14 protein-coding genes are annotated in these 17,766 nt (G+C 73.2%); 4 read left to right on the top strand and 10 right to left on the bottom strand.

What is annotated here, in order from left to right; translation table 11 throughout:
- Nucleotides 1–21: 21 nt before the first annotated feature.
- Nucleotides 22–1,374, bottom strand: a complete 1,353-nt coding sequence (locus OG447_RS23730; RefSeq protein ID WP_266939214.1) for a hypothetical protein — start codon at nt 1,372–1,374, stop codon at nt 22–24.
- Between the two features lie 195 nt (nt 1,375–1,569).
- On the opposite strand from OG447_RS23730, the gene OG447_RS23725 reads away from it, so the two are divergent.
- Nucleotides 1,570–2,358, top strand: coding sequence for a hypothetical protein (locus OG447_RS23725; RefSeq protein WP_266939213.1), 789 nt, complete (start codon nt 1,570–1,572; stop codon nt 2,356–2,358).
- A gap of 22 nt (nt 2,359–2,380) precedes the next feature.
- On the opposite strand, the gene OG447_RS23720 is transcribed toward OG447_RS23725, so the two are convergent.
- The 9 genes from OG447_RS23720 to OG447_RS23680 form a co-directional block, all read right to left on the bottom strand.
- A complete protein-coding gene (locus OG447_RS23720) occupies nt 2,381–3,526 on the bottom strand; it encodes a substrate-binding domain-containing protein (protein ID WP_266939212.1) in 1,146 nt (381 codons plus the stop codon).
- A 36-nt stretch (nt 3,527–3,562) separates the two neighbouring features.
- A complete protein-coding gene (locus OG447_RS23715; RefSeq protein ID WP_266939211.1) occupies nt 3,563–4,624 on the bottom strand; it encodes an ABC transporter permease in 1,062 nt (353 codons plus the stop codon).
- Nucleotides 4,621–6,171: a sugar ABC transporter ATP-binding protein gene (locus OG447_RS23710; RefSeq protein WP_266939210.1), complete on the bottom strand. Its 1,551-nt coding sequence runs from the start codon at nt 6,169–6,171 to the stop codon at nt 4,621–4,623. Before OG447_RS23710 ends, OG447_RS23715 begins: the two co-directional genes overlap by 4 nt.
- A 187-nt stretch (nt 6,172–6,358) precedes the next feature.
- Nucleotides 6,359–9,079: a SpoIIE family protein phosphatase gene (locus OG447_RS23705; protein ID WP_266939209.1), complete on the bottom strand. Its 2,721-nt coding sequence runs from the start codon at nt 9,077–9,079 to the stop codon at nt 6,359–6,361.
- Nucleotides 9,080–9,212: 133 nt separating this feature from the next.
- Nucleotides 9,213–10,184 (bottom strand): cyclase family protein, encoded by a 972-nt coding sequence (locus tag OG447_RS23700; RefSeq protein WP_266939208.1) that lies wholly within the window; start codon nt 10,182–10,184, stop codon nt 9,213–9,215.
- A 261-nt stretch (nt 10,185–10,445) separates the two neighbouring features.
- The gene (locus tag OG447_RS23695; protein WP_266939207.1) at nt 10,446–11,132 is read right to left on the bottom strand and encodes an LmeA family phospholipid-binding protein; all 687 of its coding nucleotides are present in this window, start codon (nt 11,130–11,132) and stop codon (nt 10,446–10,448) included.
- 29 nt (nt 11,133–11,161) lie between these two features.
- Nucleotides 11,162–13,426 carry an MMPL family transporter gene (locus OG447_RS23690; protein WP_266939206.1) on the bottom strand — a complete coding sequence of 755 codons (2,265 nt, stop codon included), beginning with the start codon at nt 13,424–13,426 and terminating at the stop codon, nt 11,162–11,164.
- A gap of 108 nt (nt 13,427–13,534) precedes the next feature.
- Nucleotides 13,535–14,899 carry a HAMP domain-containing sensor histidine kinase gene (locus tag OG447_RS23685; protein ID WP_266939205.1) on the bottom strand — a complete coding sequence of 455 codons (1,365 nt, stop codon included), beginning with the start codon at nt 14,897–14,899 and terminating at the stop codon, nt 13,535–13,537.
- A gap of 47 nt (nt 14,900–14,946) precedes the next feature.
- A complete protein-coding gene (locus OG447_RS23680) occupies nt 14,947–15,633 on the bottom strand; it encodes a response regulator transcription factor (RefSeq protein WP_266939204.1) in 687 nt (228 codons plus the stop codon).
- A 269-nt stretch (nt 15,634–15,902) separates the two neighbouring features.
- Here OG447_RS23680 and OG447_RS23675 point away from each other — a divergent pair, with 269 nt between their 5' ends.
- The 3 genes from OG447_RS23675 (at nt 15,903) to OG447_RS23665 (ending at nt 17,741) form a co-directional block, all read left to right on the top strand.
- Complete coding sequence (locus OG447_RS23675; RefSeq protein WP_266939203.1) at nt 15,903–16,112, top strand: hypothetical protein; 210 nt, start codon at nt 15,903–15,905, stop codon at nt 16,110–16,112.
- Nucleotides 16,113–16,214: 102 nt separating this feature from the next.
- Nucleotides 16,215–16,718 (top strand): GNAT family N-acetyltransferase, encoded by a 504-nt coding sequence (locus OG447_RS23670; protein WP_266939202.1) that lies wholly within the window; start codon nt 16,215–16,217, stop codon nt 16,716–16,718.
- A 96-nt stretch (nt 16,719–16,814) separates the two neighbouring features.
- Complete coding sequence (locus OG447_RS23665) at nt 16,815–17,741, top strand: hypothetical protein (RefSeq protein ID WP_323181845.1); 927 nt, start codon at nt 16,815–16,817, stop codon at nt 17,739–17,741.
- Nucleotides 17,742–17,766 lie beyond the last annotated feature (25 nt).

Genomic DNA, 17,766 nt, shown 5'->3' with positions numbered 1-17,766 from the left:
CTGTCCAGGCTGGTATTCCCGTTAGGCGGTGCTTCGTGACTTCCCGTCCTGCCCCGCGCTCCGGCCGGTCCCGTTCTGCCCGAGGAATTCCACCAGAGCCAGCGCGAAGAGGAGCACGAGTGCGATGCCGACGATGACCCAGCCGGTCGGGTAGCTCCACAGGAATACGGTCAGTACGGCCGCGGCGACCAGGATCCAGGTGATCCAGCCGCGGTGGCTTTGGATGAACGGGCCGACCGGGCCGGTTCGCATGCCCGCGCGGTCCGCCGTGGAGCGGACGGCGCCGATGCCCGAGTGCCACAACTGCCGTACGAGCGTGGCCGTGCGGCCGGGGCCGGTCAGCCAGGCGGCCAGCGCGACCACCACGCCGAGCACCACGGCCATCCGGACCGTCGTTCGGAGGTAGCGCGTCATCACGTCGTAGACGCTCCCGGCCGCGGGCTGCGAGACGCTGTCCGGCAGCGCGTTCAGGTACACCACACGGAAGACCGTCAGGGCGACGCCGAGCAGGAGCGTGGCGAAGGCGAAGGCGAGGGCCGCCGTCACGAGGACGCGGCGGCGGTGGCGGGAGAGGAGCACACCGGCGGCGATGAGGAGCACCGAGAGCACCGGAAGCCAGTCGCCGACGATCTGCAGGAGGCGGAAATAGGTTTTGACCTTGCCGATGTCCTCCGACTGCAGCACGGTGAAGTCGGTGTGCACCTCGGGGATCTTCGCGGCCACCGACATTCCTTCGTCGACGAGGCGCTGTTTGACCTGGTCGACGACCGGGCCCAGGTCGAGGGTCACCGAGTCGTTCTTGATCTTCACCGCGCCTTCGCTGCTGCCCGTGAGGGCCTTCACCACCGAGGCGTGGATGCGGCGGTTGGCCTCGGTCCAGATCCGCTCGAAGGTTTCGGAGGCGATGATGTCCTGCGACTTGTCGTGGACGAAGCTGCGGACGGCGTTCTCCAGTGAGTTGCCCAGCGCCCCGAGTGCCTTCTCCAGGCTTGGCCGGTCGGCGGGCGCCGCGCCTTCCAGCAGCTTCGGTACGTCGATGTGCTCCATCACCGCGTTGGTGACCCGGGTGGCCGCCGCCGCCTGGATGTCCGGGTCGGACGCCAGCGGGGCGACCGTCTGCACGTAGCGGTCCGTGTCGCCGACCTGGCTCGACGCCCACGACGCGACGGCTCCGAGCGGGGCGAGGACGCAGCCGATGACGATGAGCAGAGCGGCGAAGAAGGACTTCCACCGGTGATGGGGCTCCCGGGCCGCCTTGCCGGCCTCCAGCGCCGCTACTCGGGCATGCAGCCGTTCGAGTTCAGTGCGCTCGGCGTCCGTGCCCGGGTCGCGTGCGGGCTCCCCGCCTGGGGTGCTGGCACCTTCGTCCGTCATGGCCCGTCCTCTCCTGCCGGTGGGGGTTCACCTTGCAGCGGACCGCGCGGAGCGGGCGGACGCCAGCGGGCCGCGTCCGAAGGAGTGAACGGCCCCTGACGAGCCGGGGGAGCGGTATCCAAGGGGTTTCGGCCATATGGCTTGCCTCGGCGGACGTATTCGGTGATCTTTTGTGCGTTGACGGGGGGAGACGAAATGGTTCTGGACACGGTGGAACAGTCGGCGCCGGGCCGCGCCCGGCGGGAGCGGATGCGTGCGGTGGCCTGGGCGCTGCTGGGAGTGGTGCTGCTTGCCTTCTCCGTCGCGATGAGCCTTCTCGTCCCCGGGCGGATCGCCGAGGAGCAGGCGTTCCTGGACGCACGGCCGTGCGCCGGCGCGCAGTCGGCCAGGGGGACGGCGGCGGACTGCCTGCACACGATCCGTGGCACGGTGCGCTCCGCCGAGGTCGCCAAGAGCGGCAAGGCGGACGTCTTCCGCGTGCGGTTGCTGGCCCCCGTTCCGGCTCCCGCCGACCGACCGATGGACCTCGATTCGGACGGCGAACTGTCGCGGCTCATCGAGCCCGGCGACCAGGTGGAGGTCACCACCTGGCGCGACGTCCGGGTCTCCGTCAGCCACGACGGGGTCAGCGAGACGCTCCCCGGGCTGCCGGACGAGGCCACCATGTTCGCCGGCCTCACGCTGATCGGTGTCTGGGCGACGATGCTGGCCTTCATCGCCGTGTTCGGCAGTGCCCGTCGGGCGCGCTGCCTCGCCGCCGGCCGCCCCGTCGTACCCCGGGTCCCGTTCGGCATGGCGAAGGGCCTGGCCGTGGTGGTGGTACCGCTCACCGTGGCGTACTTCGCGCTCAGTGTGTGGGACGCGTGGACCGCAGTGGGAATGACGGTGTGCATCTGGGCACTGATCGCGCTTCCGGCCACGGTCGCCGCCCTGCGCTGGGACCGCGACGGATCTCCTGCCTCGGCGCCCTCGCTCCGTACGTGACCGGTCCCGGCGGCAGGGGCCGTCACTTCTGCCAGATCCCGCGGTACGCCTCGCGGTAGCCGGACGGGTCCCAGGACGTGGCGCCGCTGTTGTTGGCGGCCGTGGCGACGTGGACGGGGGCGACGTAGCCGCTCGCCGGGCCGCCGGCGAAGGCGCGGTTGAACTCGTCGACGATCTGCCAGCCCTGCTGGGACAGCGGCTCGGGGACGGTGGCGGCCTGGAACTGCTCGTTGTTGATGCGCTGGAAGGCGGAGGGGTCGCCGTCGCCCGCGCCGATGTTGAAGGGCGGTCCGGAGCCCGGCTTGCCCGCCGCGCGCAGGGCCGGAGCGGCGTCGGCGAAGTACAGGTCGTTGATGGCGACCGAGTGGGTCCACCTGTTCTGGAAGCGGGACAGGAGCGAGGAGACCTCCTGGGGGGTGCGGCTGCTCGCGTCCGGGATGGGGATGTTCTCGTACGCCAGGAGCTTCACGCCGGAACAGGTGGCGAGCTCCTTCGTGATCAGTTCGGCCTTGTTCCTGGCGAACGGGATGGAGTCGTCGGTGAAGACGACGACTCCGGCGTCGCCGTCGGACCGGGAGATGATCCAGTCCGCGCTGATCCTCGCCACGTCCTCCACCTTCGTGGTGATGTTGGTGAAGAGCCCGGTGGCCTCGTCCGGGCCGGGGGTGCCCACCGCGTGCCAGCCGATCAGCGGGATGTGCGCCGCTCGGGCCCGGGCCGTCTGTTGCGCGGTCAGCTGGGGATCGAAGCCGCCGATGACGATGCCCGAGGGCTTGAGGGTGACGGCCTGGCTGAGGGCCGCCTGGATGCCTGCGGGGGTGCCCTCGCCGTCGATCACCCGTACCTTCCAGCCGACGGTCCTCGCGGCTTCCTCCAACCCTTTGGCGACGCCCGCGACGCCGGGGTTGGTCATGGTCTGCGCGACGTAGATGATGGTCTTGCCGGGCACTGCCGCGGGGCCGCTGGTGGGGCCGTTCCAGGAGGCGTCCGTGTTCTCGGCCTGCTGAACGGCCGCCCGGGCCTTGGCGAGGGCGGCGGGGCAGCCGGCCTGCGAGGGTCCGCTGCCCGCCGACGGGCCGCTGCCGCAGCCGGCGACGAGGGTGACGGCCGCCGTCAGCAGGGCTGCGGCGGTGACGCTGGTCTTGCGCTGCGAGTACTTCGAGTACACGGTGAACCTTTCCGGCGACAGGACTCGCTCAGCTGGCTAGGGGTGGCCGTTCTCCGCCGGTGCGGACGGCGGTTCGGCGAGGGACCGGCGGGTCTCGGTGGCGCCGGTGCGCAGCCGGCGGCGGGCTGAGTAGCCGGCCAGGCCGACGGCGATGAGCAGGGTGACCCCGTTGAACAGTGGGGTGGCCCAGAACTGGACGCCGAACTGGCCGATGCCGGCGAGGCCGATGGCGAGGACGGCCACGGCGACGAGGGTGCCGAGGGCGTTGGCGCGGCCGGGTCTGATGGTGGTGGACCCGAGCAGGGCGCCGACGAAGGCGGGCAGCAGGTAGTCCAGCCCGACACTCGGGTTGCCGGTCTGCTGCTGGGCGGCGAGGAGGACCCCGGCGAAGCCGACGACCAGGCCCGATCCGGCGAAGGCGTAGACGGAGTACCGGTGGGTGGGGATGCCGAGGATGCCCGCGGCACGCGGGTTGGAGCCGATGACGTACAGGTACCGGCCGGCCGGCAGCCGCTCCAGCACCAGCCAGAGGACGGCGGTGACGGCCAGGATGTAGAAGGCGGGTACCGGCAGCCCGAGGAACCGGGAGTCGTAGATGCCGGTGAAGGAGGCGGGCAGGCCGCTCGGGCCGGGAACGATCCGGGCGCCGTCGGTGATCCAGCCGGTGAAGGCGTACATCATGCTGCCGGTGCCGAGCGTGGCGATGAAGGAGTCGATCTGCCCGAATTCGACGATGACCCCGTTGAGGGCGCCGGCCGCCGCCCCTCCGCACACCACCACGAGGCAGGCGAGGGGCCAGGGCCAGCCTTCGTTGACGATGAGCTGCAGCACCATGACGTGCGCCAGGCCGAGACCGTAGCCGATGGACAGGTCGAACTTTCCGGTGGCGATGGGGATCGTCGCGCCGAGCGCCAGGATGGCGGGGATCGACTGGTTGGACAGGATCGAGGAGATGTTGTCCCGCGTCGGAAAGGTGTGCGGCAGGGCGAGGGAGAAGACCAGGAAGAGCAGGGCGGCGAGGGCCAGCAGGCCGTAGGTGCCGACGAGGTGCCCGTGAAGGCGGCCCAGCACGGATCGGGGCGAGGGGGAGTCGGTCATCGGCTCGTCGCAGCTCCGGTGATGGGGGGCATGGCCGAGGCGGTCCGGGTGAGTTCGGCGACGGTGAGGGCCGCGCCGGTCAGCTCGGCGGCCACGGTTCCGCGTACGAACACCAGGGCGCGGTGGCACACGCCCGCGACCTCCTCGAAATCGGTGGAGATGAGCAGTACCGCCAGGCCGGCGGCCAGCGCGTCGTCGAGCAGGCGGTAGATCGTGGCCTTGGCGCCGACGTCCACACTGGCGGTCGGCTCTTCGAGGATGAGCAGGCGAAGGCCTCCCCGGAGCCACCGGCCGACCATGACCTTCTGCTGGTTGCCGCCGGACAGGGTGGCGATCGGCACCTCGCTGTCGCGGGGGTGCACCGAGAACCGGTCGATCAGGGCGGTGGCCTCGGCGCGCTCCCGCCGGGGGCTGATCCAGTGCAGTGCGGGCACACCGGCCGACCGGGGGTTGGCCAGGAAGTTCTCCCGCACGGTCAGTTCGGCGGCGCAGCCTTCCTCCTGACGGTTGCCCGCCACGAAGCCGACGCCCGCATCGAGCGCGGCCGAGACCTTGGACGGGTGGTACGGCCGGCCGTCGAGCAGCGCCCGCCCACCGAGGATCGGCCGGGCGCCGGCGAGGGCGCGGCCCAGGTCCATGTGGCCGGCGCCGGTCAGGCCCACCATGCCGAGGATCTCGCCGGCCCGCAGGTCCAGGCTGATCCGGGCGGCGTAGGCGGTCGTCATCCGGTCGAGGCTCAGGAGGGGCGGGCCGGCGGCGGGGGCGGTGGTGGGCCGGTGGCCCGCCGGTTCGCGGCCCACGATGGCGTGCACCAGGCGGGCGGGGCTGTGGCCGGCGAGGGGGCCCCGGTCGACCAGGCGGCCGTCGCGCAGGACGGCGAAGGTGTCGGCGACCTTGTACACCTCGTCGAGCCGGTGGCTGACGTAGAGGATGCCGTGCCCTCGGTCGCGCAGGGCGTGCAGTACGTCGAACAGCCGGGCGCAGTCCGCGGCGGGGAGGGTGGCGGTCGGCTCGTCGAGGACGATGAGCTCGGCGCGTGTCGCCAGGGCGCGGGCGATGGCGACCAGCGAGCGCTCGGCGGGGGCGAGGTCGGCGATCCGGGCGTCGGCGTCCAGGTGTCCGGCGACGATCCGCAGGGCCTGCGCGCAGCGCTCCCGGGTCTGCCGCCAGGAGATCAGCCCGCGGCGGCGCGGGTAGCCGGTGCCCAGGGCGATGTTCTCGGCGACCGTCATCCAGGCGACGAGGCCGAGGTCCTGGTGGATGAAGGACATGTTCGAAGTGGCGGCACGGGAGCCGAGCGGGTGCCCCGCCACCGTCACCTCCCCCTCGTCGGCGTGGTGGACCCCGGCGAGCACCTTGATGAGGGTGGACTTCCCGGCACCGTTGGGACCGAGCAGGGCGAGGATGCTGCCCCGGTGGAGGTCGAGGTCGACCGAGGCCAGCGCGAGAGTGCCGCCGAACCGCTTGCTGAGACCGCGCACGCGGACGAGGGGCTCCCCGCCGAACCGGGAGGGTGGGCCCGTCGAGGTGTCGGGAGCGTCATGCACAGACTTCTCCGGGGGTCGGCCTCCGAGTTCTTCCCGACTGCATGCGGGATTCTACGGGCAGCTTCCGGTGGATTCGCCGCATATCGCCGCATTTATGGACCTCAGTGGGCGAATGGGTGAGTCGATGGTCGGCGGCGAGGGGAGGGCGAGGGAGGCGGATGGGAGTCGAGGGGAGGCGACGGGCAGGTCACGCCGCCGCGTCCAGGGCGCACTCGGCCCAGATGACCTTGCCGCCGGTGGTGTAGCGGGTGCCCCAGGCCTGGGCGAGCTGGGCCACGAGGAACAGGCCGCGGCCGCCTTCGTCGGTGATGGCCGCATAGCGCATGCGGGGGGCGGTGCTGCTGGCGTCGTACACCTCGCAGATCAGGGTGCGGTCGCGGATGAGGCGTACCCGGATGGGCGCGGTGCCGTAGCGGACGGCATTCGTGACCAGCTCGCTGAGCAGCAGTTCCGTGGCGAAAGCGGATTCGTCCAGGCCCCACCGGCTCAGCTGGGTGGTGGCGGCGGCACGGACCTCGCCGACGCGGGCCGGGTCGGCGGGCAGGTCCCAGGTGGCGATCCGGTCGGGAGGCAGGGCGTGGGTGCGCGCGACGAGCAGCGCGATGTCGTCGCCGGGGTGTTCGGGTGCCAGGGCGTCGAGGACCGCCTGGCAGGTGTCCTCGGGGGCGCGGTCCGGGTGGGCCAGTATGCGGAGCAGCGCGTCCAGGGCCACGTCGATGTCGCGATGGCGGTCCGCGATGAGTCCGTCGGTGTAGAGGACCAGCTGGCTGTGTTCGGGCAGCTGCATCTCGACCGACTCGAACGGGAGGCCGCCGAGGCCGAGCGGGGGCCCGGCGGGCAGGTCGAGGAGGGTGACGGCGCCGTCGGGGCGGACCAGCGCGGGCGGCGGGTGCCCGGCGCGGGCCATCGTGCACGTCTGCGAGGTGGGGTCGTAGATGGCGTACAGGCAGGTGGCGCCGACGATGCCGGTGCTGCCGGCGGCGGCGTTGTCGCCGCCCTCCTCCCGGTCGAGGCGCACCATGAGGTTGTCCAGGTGCGTGAGGAGCTCGTCGGGGGCGAGTTCCAGTTCGGCGAAGTTGCGGGCGGCGGTGCGCAGCCGGCCCATGGTGGCGGCGGCGTGCAGTCCGTGGCCGACGACATCGCCGACGAGGAGAGCGACGCGGGTGCCGGAGAGGGGGATGACGTCGAACCAGTCGCCGCCCACTCCGTGCTCGGCGGGCAGATAACGGTGGGCGACCTCGACGGCGTCCTGCTCGGGAAGGCCGCGCGGGAGCAGGCTGCGTTGCAGGGACAGGGCCAGGGTGTGTTCGCGGGTGTAGCGGCGGGCGTTGTCGATGCACAGGGCGGCGCGGGCGGCGAGTTCCTGGGCCAGCGAGCGGTCGTCGTCCCCGAAGGGGGCGGGGTCCTGCGAACGGTAGAAGCTGGCGATGCCCAGGAGGACGCCGCGCGCGAGCAGGGGGACGGTGATCAGGGAGTGGATGTTGTGGGCGAGGAGCCGCTCGGCGTGCTCGGGGTCCTGGGCGATCCAGCCGAAGGCGGCCTTCAGGTCGGGTTCCAGTACCGGCTGCCCGGTCGCCAGGCAGCGCATGTGGGGCGTGGTCGGGCGCAGGGTGACCAGGTCGCCCACCGGGTAGAAGGGGCAGTCCTCGCGGATGCCGTGGACCACCGTACGGTGCATCTCGGTGGTGGGGCGGGCGGACTCCTCGCCGCGCAGTACGGCCTCGGGCAGGTCGATGGTGACGAAGTCGGCCAGGCGCGGGACCGCCGTCTCGGCGAGCTCCCAGGCTGTGCGGTCCACGTCCAGGGTGGTGCCGATGCGGTTGCTGGCCTCGGCCAGCAGCTCCAGCCGGCGTCGCGCCGCGACGGCGTACTTGCCGACTTCCGGCTCGCCGACCAGCACCAGCCCCCTGACCGTGCCGTCGGCGGCGCCGGCGGTGCGCGGTGCGCCCGGGGCGGCGGGAACGGCAGGGTGAGCGGGGGCGGGGGCGTGCCGGTCCGTGTCCTCGGGGAGGAGCGCCTCGATGACGACGCCCTCCACCCCGGAGGAACTCGTCACGGGACGGCTCACGAGCGTGACCCACCGGCCGTGGGACAGGGGTACCTCGGCGGCGGCCAGCTGGGCCGAGGACATCAGCTCGGTGGCCTTCTCCTTGAGGATCCACTGGTCGGGCTGGTCCAGCTCGCTCTGGAGCAGCTCGTCCATGGCGAGCGGGTGCCCGTCGAGAGCGCCCCCGGCCGGACCGGCGTGGCTCCCGGTGTCGAGGTACGCCTGGAGCAGGCCGCGCTCCCGCGCCGAGCTCTGCTCCATCAGCCGTCGTTCGACGGCTTCGGCGGCCCTGCGTACCAGGGGGACCAGCGAGGGGTCCGCGTCGGTGTACGGATAGCCGAGGCACAGGACGCCCTCGATGCGCCCGCTGAGCTGGTCGCGGACGGGGACCGCGGTGCAGGCGCTCGCCTGGGACCGCTCGGCGAAGTGTTCGGCGCCGTAGACCTGGACGAGCCGTCGCTCCGCGAGGGTGAGGCCGATGCCGTTCGTCCCCGCGACCTGCTCGGCGAACACGAAACCGGGCACGCTCTGGATCGGGGCGAGATGCCTGAGCAGGGCCTTGTCCCCGAAACGGCGTTGGAGGACCGTGCCGTGTCCGTCGGCGAGGCAGATGTTCATCTGGCTGCCCGCGAAGATCGACTGCAGCCGGTCGAGCACGGGCCCGGCGGCGCGGATCAGTGCACCGTCCGGGTCGAAGTCCTCGGTGAAGGGGAGCTCGGACTGGTCCGGCGACAGCCCCAGCAGCCGGCAGCGCTGCCACGAGCTCAGGATCGGGCTTCTCACGCTCCCCTCGACCGACTCGCCATGCAGAAATCGGTCACGGGAACGCACAGGGCCGATGCGGTCTCCCACGACCCCCATCTGCACCACTCTCCTCACCGGAGCACTCTCGATCGCCCGATTTGAGTATATTCCTCACCTTATGGGGGCGGGTCTGGGGGAGTGATCGATGAGGTCGGGTCTGGGGCAGTGATCGGTGGGCCGGACCCCACCCTCACAGGACGGCGACCGGATTGACGGGCGAGCCCGTCCCGCCGGGGACGTTCAGCGGCGTCACGACGAGCATGAACGCGTAACGGCCCGCCCCGGCGCAGGCGGCGGAGAGCGCTTCGAGGTCGAGGTTGTCCAGCAGCGGCACCCCCATGGCGGTGATGGCGAGCGTGTGGACGGGGGAGTGCAGTCCTTCGACCGGCGACGGCCGCACGTCGCTGTCCCCGTCGCCGCCGAGCAGGGCGATGGCGCGCTCGGCCAGCAGCGGCATGGCGTCCACGTGCCAGCCCGCGCTCGCCGCGGCGGTGTTCCAGGGGCCGAGTTCCCGGCGCCGGCGGAAGCGGCCGGTGCGCAGCAGCACCGCGTCGCCGTCCCCGATCGACACGTCGAGTGCCTTCTCCGCGGCCATGACGTCCCGCACGTGCACCGCACGCCCGGGCTCCAGCCAGTCGACCCCGAGGACGGCGGGCAGGTCGAGCAGTACGCCCCTGGTGACGAGGGGGCCGAGCGCCGCCACCGAGCCGAAGCGGGCTCCCCCGGCGTCAACGGCCTCGCGCGCCGCCCGGCCGTCGTACAGTCGCCCCCGATAGGCGATGTGCGACAGCGCGTCGAGGTGGCTCACGCCCTTGCCGTGGTAGTCCACGGCAAGGAAGTCCTTGTACGCGGACGGTTCCGGGGCCTCCACGTCGCCCAGGTCGGACATGTAGTGCAGCGCGGGCCGGGCGTTGTCCGGTCCGGGCCGGGTGTCCCAGGGCCGCCCCATGGGGACGACCGTGCCGGAGCGGATCAGGGCGGAGGCTCTGCGCACGTGGTCCGGCGTCACCCTGTTCCAGGCGCCCCGGTCGGCCGCGGCCCAGCGGCCCCACGTGCGGACCGCCTCGAAGAGTGCGTCGAACTCCTGGCGGGAGACTGGGGCATCCCCGTGGCCGTGACCGGCCGGCGGGGGAGTGGGGGCGTCGGCGGGATCGCTGCTCATGGGTACTCGGGCTCCAGGGCTCGTACGGATGCCAGGCCCCCGGGACGGCTACGGCGGGTCGCCGTCCGGTGTGTCGCCGTAGTGGCCGGAGAGGGGGCCCGCGGCGACTGCTCCCAGGCTCGCCGATCACCCCGGCCCGGTGCCGGTGCCCGCGCGGGGCCATGCGGCTGATCCGGACGGAACCCGCGGGCCCGCGGCCCGCGCCGCACCCCGGGGCGGAGCAGTGGACCGCGCGCCGCGCCGGTCGTCGACGGGCGCCGATCAGGCGGCCGGCAGGGGGCTGTGGCCGCCCGCCAGGGTGATGTGCAGGCCGTCCGGCCGGACCCGCACGGACGTGGCCGTGAGCCCGATCGGGTAGTCCTTCGGAGCACCCGGCCCCGGTCCGAGAACGCCTTCGCCCATGCCCAGCCGGTCGGCGGGGACGGGGCGGCCGAGCACGGTGAGCCCGTCGACGGCGAGGGTGACCTTCCCGTCGGCAAGTACCGGACGCAGCGTCAACTGCCCGGCGCCGCCCGGGCCGACGGCGGCGAGGACGGTCCCCCGGGACGGGTCGGCGGTGACCGAGGCCACCGCCACGGCCGGTGCGGCGGTCCGGATCGCGGCCGCGAGGGACCGCGTCGGGACCGTCACCTCCACGTGGGAGCTGCCGACTCCGGGCCTCCCGCCGAGCCGGACGTCGTCGAGCCGTGCCCGGACGCGGACCTGGGAGAGGGGGCCGAGGCGGGCGTCGTCGCTGCTGATGTCGAGCCGGGGGACGCTCCGGTGCGCCAGGCCCCACAGCGCCCAGTCGCCGGCCACGCCGACGGTCACGTCGTCGCCGAGGGCCGGTGCCGCTCGCGCGACGCGGTTCTGGATCAGGGTGCGGGCCGTGAACTCGGCCGCGCCCGTGGCGACGACGGTCAGCAGGACCAGGGCGGTGGTGACCGTGAGGACGAGGTGACGGCGCACGGCGGCCCAGGCCCTCCTCGGGCGGGGCTTCATCGTCGGTCTCCCCGGGCGGATGCGGATGCGGGTGCAGGGATGGGGGCGGTGGCGGGCGTCGGGGCGGGGGCGGCGGCGGGCGCGGCGGCGGGTCCTTCCGGGTCGAGATGCGGAAGGAGCCGGTCCAGCCAGCCGGGGAGCCACCAGTTGGCGCGTCCGAAGAGGTACATGGACGCGGGCACCAGGAGCAGCCGCACCACCGTTGCGTCGATGACGACGCTGACACCCAGGCCGAGGGCGAGCATCTTGACGGCGACGTTCGTGGAGAGCAGGAAGGCCAGGAACACACTGGTCATGATCAGTGCCGCGCAGCTGATCACGCGGGCCGTGGCGGCGAGTCCGGTGGCGACGGCCAGGTGGTTGTCCCCCCGGTGCAGCCACGTCTCGCGGATCCGGGAGAGCAGGAAGACCTCGTAGTCCATGGAGAGTCCGAAGAGGATCGCGAACATCATCATCGGCACGTAGGACTCGATGGGCACCTTCTCCGTGACGCCGAGCAGAGGCCCTCCCCAGCCCCATTGGAAGACGGCGACGACCACGCCGTAGGCGGCGGCGATGGAGAACAGGTTGAGCACGGCGGCCTTGAGCGCGACCAGCGGGCTGCGGAAGACGGTGAGCAGCAGCAGGAAGGCGCCGCCGACGACCACACCGATGATCAGGGGCAGTTTGGCGACGAGGGTGTCGGTGAAGGTCTGGGTGGCGGCGGCGGTGCCCGTGACGTAGCCGGTGGCACCGGTGCCCGCCAGGGCCCGCGGCACCGTGTCGTCCCGCAAGGTGTGGATCAGGTCGGCGGTGGCCCGGTCCTGCGGGCCGGTGGCGGGGGTGACGGTGGTGATGAGCAGGACCTGGTCGGGGCTGGGGGCCGGGGGCGTCACGGAGGCGACACCCGGTACGGCGGCCAGCGCGTGCCGGAGGGAGGCGGCGAGGTCCTGGCGCCGGGCGGGGCTGGCGACCTGCCCGCTGTCGAGGTGGGTGACGACGGTGAGGGGGCCGTTGGCGCCGGGGCCGAAGCCCTCGGTGATCAGGTCGTAGGCGCGGCGGTCGGTCCTGCTGGTGGACTGCGCCCCGGCGTCGACGTGGCCGAGCCGCATGGACGCGACCGGGACGGAGAGGACGCCGAGCAGGAGCAGGCCACTGACCAGGACGAGCCAGGGGCGCCGGCTGACCCTGGCGGCCCAGCGGTGCCACACGTCCGACTCGCCGGTGGGTTCGGCGACCGGCGTACGCACGTGGAACCGGTCGATGCGGCGCCCGAGCAGGCCGAGCAGCGCGGGGGTCAGTGTCACGGACGCGGCGGCGGCCACGACGACGCTGAGCCCGGCCGCGAGGCCGAGGGTGCCGATGAAGCCCACACCCGAGATGCAGAGCCCGCCCAGGGCCATGGCGACCGTGGCGGCGGCGACCAGCACGGCCCGGCCGCTGGTGGCGACCGTACGCCCCACCGCCTCGGCGGGTTCCGTGCCGGCGTGCAGCAGGGCCCGGTAGCGGGTGGCAAGGAAGAGCGCGTAGTCGATGCCGATGCCGAGGCCCATCATCGCGGCCAGGGTCGGGGACGCCTGGGCGAAGCCGACGTGGCCGGCGAGCAGTCCGAGCGCGCCCAGGGCGACGGCCAGGCCGGTCACGGCCGTCAGCAGCGGCAGCCCGGTGGCGGCGACGCTGCCGAAGCCGATCAGCAGCACGAGCACGGCGACGGTCAGCCCGATGGCCTCCGAGACGCGGTCGGCGGACTTGGGTGTGGCGAGCTGTCCGAGCGGGGCCCCGTACTCGACGGTGACTCCGTCGGCGCGCAGCGGCTGGACGGCGCTGTCGACCCCGGCGAGGTAGGAGGGGTCGAAGCCCGCCGGGTTGCCGCTGAAGCGGACCGTCACCTGGGCGATGTCGCCGCCGGGGGAGACCGCCCCGGGCGTGGTGAGCGGGTCGGCCACCGAGAGGACGTCCGGCAGGCGGCTCAGGTTGCCGACGGCCGAGTCGATCGCGGCCCGGTGAGTGGCGACGACCGGGCCCTGGTCGGACGTGATCACGATGGGGGCGGCCGTGCCGCCGGACGTCGCGGTGTGGGCCTTGAGCAGGTCGGCGCCGGTCTGGCTGCTCGTACCGGGCAGGGAGAAGCTGTCCGCGAAGGTGCCGCCCCACTGGCGGTCGGCCAGCCCGAGGCCGACGAGGAGCAGCGCCCACACGGCGACGACCCGCCAGGCATGCCGGGCGCACCAGCGCCCGCTCCGGTGGAGGAGTCCGGGCTCCCCGGCCGCTTGAGTGTTCATGGGCCCTTACTGTGCGCGGCGCGTGTAAGGGGGCCGTTGGCGCATTGTTCGGGGAACGTACGGGGGCCGGCGCGCTGCCGGTACGGGAGCCGGCGGCCTCAGGCGGCCTCAGGCGACGTCGGGTGCCGGCGGGAGGGTGACGGTGAAGCAGGCGCCGCCTTCCGGGCCGTGCCCTTCGACGTGGATGGCGCCGCCGAGACGGCCGGTCAGCCGGTGGGCGATGGCCAGCCCCAGGCCGCTGCCGGCCGGACGGGTGCCCCGGTAGCGCTCGTGGAGGGCGCCGCGGTCGAAGGCGACGCGGACGTCGTCGTCGGTCAGTCCGGGGCCGCCGTCGCGCACCTCCAGTGCGGCCCCGCCGCCCGCGACCGCCCGGACGGCCAGGACCAGGGGTGCGCCCCGGGGCGTGATCCGCAGGGCGTTCTGCACCAGGCCGTCGATCAGCTGCCGGACCCGGAAGGCGTCCGTTTCCACGACGACGGGCTGCCCCGGCTGCCCGGGCTGCCCGGGCTGTTCCAGCCGGAGATCGACGCCGTGGCGGGCGCAGGGCCCGGTCCAGAAGGCGGCGGCCTCGGCGACGACCGCGCGGAGGTCGGCCGGGGCGGTGTCGAGGCGGAAGTCGTCCGCCTCCAGCCGGGCCAGGTCCAGCAGGTCCCCCAGGAAGCGGTCCAGGCGACGGGTCTCGTCGGCCAGGACGCCGCCGACCTCGGGCAGCCGGTCCGGCTCGATCAGGCCGTCGGCGAGCGCCTCGGCGTACCCCTGCAGTGCGGTCAGGGGGGTGCGCAGGTCGTGCGAGACGGAGAGCAGGAACTCCCGCTGCCGGTTCTCACTGCGCGCCAGGGCCCCGTCCAGGACGTTGAGGGCGCGCCCGATGTCCGCGGTCTCCCGGGGGCCGTCGACCGGGGCCGGGACGCCGCGTTCACCGTCGGCCAGCCGGTGCGCGATCTGCGCGGCCTTCACGAGGGGACGGGCGATGCGGCGGGCCAGGAGTGCTCCGGCCAGTGCCGCGCCGAGCATGCCGGTGATCAGCGGCGCCAGCACGTTGCGGCGGATCTGGTTCGTGTTCTCGGTGACGACGGAGTACGGCTCGGTCAGCACGACCGCCCCGCCGCGCACCCCGGGCCGTCCGACCAGCAGGACCTCCTGGTCGCCCAGGATGCCGGTGGTGGAGACCGGCTTCCCCGCCAGCAGAGCCGATTTCGACGCCCGGTCGAGCGCCGGGGTGGCGGTTCCGCTCACCGTGCCGTCCGGGGCGATGACCGCGAGCTGCACGCCGTTCGGCCCGCCCAGGACCTGGGCGCCGTTGAACAGCGCCTCGGACAGGGCGGGCAGGCGGCTGAGCACCGTGGCCTGACGGGTCAGCTGTTCGCGTTCGCGCTGCTCCGCGCCCCGCGCGGCGGTCTGCCAGGCGATCAGGCCGGTCAGTCCCACCGCGAGCGCCGCCACCACGGTGGTCAGCACCACGATGTTGCGCACGAGCGAGCCACGCCGGGGGCGGGGACCGGCGCCGGCCCCGGGCCGGTTCACGGGGTGGGAGCCGTCGCGCTGTAGCCGACGCCGCGGACCGTACGGATCGGGCTCGCGTCGCCGAGCTTGGCGCGCAGCTGCGAGACGAAGACGTCGACCATCCGGGTGTCGCGGTAGCCCGGGTACCCCCATACCTGGGCGAGCAGCTGCTCACGGGTGAAGACCTGCCCCACGTGCTGGAGCAGGTGCGCGAGCAGATTGAACTCGGTGGCCGTGAGCTCGACCGGTTCGCCGTCGCGGCGCACGGTACGGCTGACCGGATCCACGCTGAGCCGGCCGAGGCTCTCGGCCGGCCGGTCCGGCGGCCCCGCCGCGCGGCGCAGCACGGTCTTGACGCGGGCGACCAGCTCGCGCGGCGAGAACGGCTTGGTCACGTAGTCGTCCGCGCCCAGCTCCAGGCCGAGGATCCGGTCCGCCTCCTCACCGCGCGCGGTGACCAGCAGTACGGGGGTCCAGTCGCCGGCGTCCCGCAGGGCGCGGCAGAAGGCGATGCCGTCCATGCCCGGCAGGCCGATGTCCAGCACGATCGCCACCGGTCGCATCCGCCGCGCGGCCGCGAGCCCGGCGGCCCCGTCGGACTCGACGTGGACGCCGAAGCCCTCGCGCGCCAGGTAGAGCCGTTCCACATCGGCGATGTGGCGCTCGTCCTCGACGATCAGCACCAGGCCCCTGGACTCCTTCATCACTGCCTCTCCCGTGCGGCGGACCCCGTCGATGCTAACCACGCGGAGCCGCCCTCCGGGCGGGCGCGCCGCCACCCGTACATTCCCCGAACATCGGGCCGACGGCGGCCGCGGCCTGGCGTTCGCGTCGGCGTTCTTCGTACCGCGACGTACGGGCCGCACGCCGTACGCGTGCCGCATCCACAACAGCCGGTTGACGATGCCCTCGTGCGGGACCAGCCCGCCCTGGGGCGGCCGGTGGAACCCGAGGTGTAGATAAAGTAGGCCGGGTGGGCAGGGGAGGGCTCCGCCTGCGGCGCCTACGCGTCCGGGAGGCCCTCCAGCCGACGGAGGTGCGGTCGAAGGGGCCGGTGCGGGTGCTGCTCACGGCGCGGAGCGGCGCGGTACCGGCCGATGCGCTGGACCTGCCCCGACCCGGCACGCTCAGGTGGTCCCCCGAGTTCTCCGGAGCCGTGGCCGCCCGCGTCTTCACGCTGTGACGCGAGCCGTCCGGCCGAGCCCGCCGCCCGACCCCTCGGCGCAGTTCAGCGCCGTCCGGTACCGGCCCGACCCACGGGCCCCGCAGAAAGGGAACCGATCCCTTGGCCTCAGTAACCGACTTCGAGCTCCGTTCCGCCGTACCCGCCGACGCCGAGGAGATCACCCGGCTGTTCCTGGCCTCCCGCGCCGCGGCGATGCCCTACCTCCCGCGCATCCACAGCGACGAGGACACCCTCGCGTGGATCACCCACGTCGTGCTCCCCGACAGCCGGGTGTGGCTCGCCGTCGGCACGGCCACCCAGGAGGTCCTCGGGTTCGCGGCCCTGGAGGACGACATGCTCGAACACCTCTACCTGCTGCCCGAGGCCCGCCGCCAGGGCATCGGCACCCGCCTGCTGGAGGAGGTGCGCGCCGCCGCGCCCGAAGGCCTCTCGCTGAACGTCTTCCAGCGCAACGAGGGCGCCATCGCCTTCTACGTGAGGCACGGATTCGAGCTCGTCGACACCAACGACGGCAGCCGCAACGAGGAGAACGAGCCCGACGCGACCTACCGCTGGAACCCGGCCGTTGCCAACGACGAGGGCCAGCGGCCCGGGACCGCGTGATCCGTGGCCGGGTTTCGCCGGTGCCGTCTTCCCCGCACGACGGTCAGCGGCTATTGCTTGACCGGACGCGTTGGCTCAGGAGGAGGGCGGGATGCGATGACCCATCCGGGGAGCACGGGCGAGAGCGGCGAGGCGGCCGGCGTGGTGACCGGCGAGGGCGGGGACCGGGCCGCCGCTCCCGGCCAGGGGAAGATGACTTCGTTCGACCAGATCTACGACCGGCCCGATCCCAGGGACTTCTTCCGCGACCTCGGCCGCTGGGAGTACCAGGCGCCGCACCACGCGCAGGGGGTGTTCCGCCGCCTGGCCGCGGCCCGCACGCGGGCCGACGGCGCCGAACCGCTCGCGGTACTGGACATCTGCTGCTCGTACGGCATCAACGCGGCCCTTCTCAACCACGACCTGACCCTGGAACAGCTGTCCGCCCACTACACCTCGCCGCAGGCGGCGGCACTCACCACGGCAGAGCTCATCGAACGGGACCGGGCCTTCTACGCGGCCCACCGACGCCCCGACGCCGTGCGGGTGATCGGACTCGATCAGGCCGCCAACGCCATCGGCTACGCGCTCGCCGTCGGCCTGCTGGACGAGGGGTTCGCCGAGAACCTGGAAGAGGATCCCCCCAGCGCCGCTCTCCTCAAGGCCGCCCAGGGGGTGGGGCTGATCACCGTCACCGGCGGCGTCAGCTTCCTGTCCCCCCGCACCTTCCGACCGCTCCTCTCCGCCGCCCAGCGACAGGTGTGGGTCGCGGCGTTCGTCCTGCGCACCGGCTCCTACCAGCCCATCGCCGACGGACTGACCTCCCTCGGGCTGGTCACGGAGAAGGCGCCGGCCCCCACGTACCGGCAACGCCGTTTCACGAGCGCGCACGAGCAGCAGCACGCCGTCGACGCCGTGACCGCCGCCGGCGAGGACCCCCGCGGCAAGGAGTCCGACGGCTACTACCACACCGCGTTCCACCTCTCACGGCCCGCACACGAGACCACGGCCCTTGCGCTCCCGGCCCTCCTGCGCGACGCCTGAGACGGGGGACGGTCCGGTCCTGGTC

This window comes from Streptomyces sp. NBC_01408, from assembly GCF_026340255.1.
Taxonomy (GTDB): domain Bacteria; phylum Actinomycetota; class Actinomycetes; order Streptomycetales; family Streptomycetaceae; genus Streptomyces.
Note: the sequence above shows the minus strand (reverse complement) of the source record. Positions and strands in the feature narration are given on the sequence as shown.

Bases quoted from the DNA above. Each gene is read 5' to 3' on its own strand.
- OG447_RS23730 (WP_266939214.1), bottom strand. From the start codon at position 1,374: ATGACGGACGAAGGTGCCAGCACCCCAGGCGGGGAGCCCGCACGCGAC.
- OG447_RS23725 (WP_266939213.1), top strand. From the start codon at position 1,570: ATGGTTCTGGACACGGTGGAACAGTCGGCGCCGGGCCGCGCCCGGCGG.
- OG447_RS23715 (WP_266939211.1), bottom strand. From the start codon at position 4,624: ATGACCGACTCCCCCTCGCCCCGATCCGTGCTGGGCCGCCTTCACGGG.
- OG447_RS23705 (WP_266939209.1), bottom strand. From the start codon at position 9,079: ATGGGGGTCGTGGGAGACCGCATCGGCCCTGTGCGTTCCCGTGACCGA.
- OG447_RS23700 (WP_266939208.1), bottom strand. From the start codon at position 10,184: ATGAGCAGCGATCCCGCCGACGCCCCCACTCCCCCGCCGGCCGGTCAC.
- OG447_RS23690 (WP_266939206.1), bottom strand. From the start codon at position 13,426: ATGAACACTCAAGCGGCCGGGGAGCCCGGACTCCTCCACCGGAGCGGG.
- OG447_RS23680 (WP_266939204.1), bottom strand. From the start codon at position 15,633: ATGAAGGAGTCCAGGGGCCTGGTGCTGATCGTCGAGGACGAGCGCCAC.
- OG447_RS23665 (WP_323181845.1), top strand. From the start codon at position 16,815: ATGACCCATCCGGGGAGCACGGGCGAGAGCGGCGAGGCGGCCGGCGTG.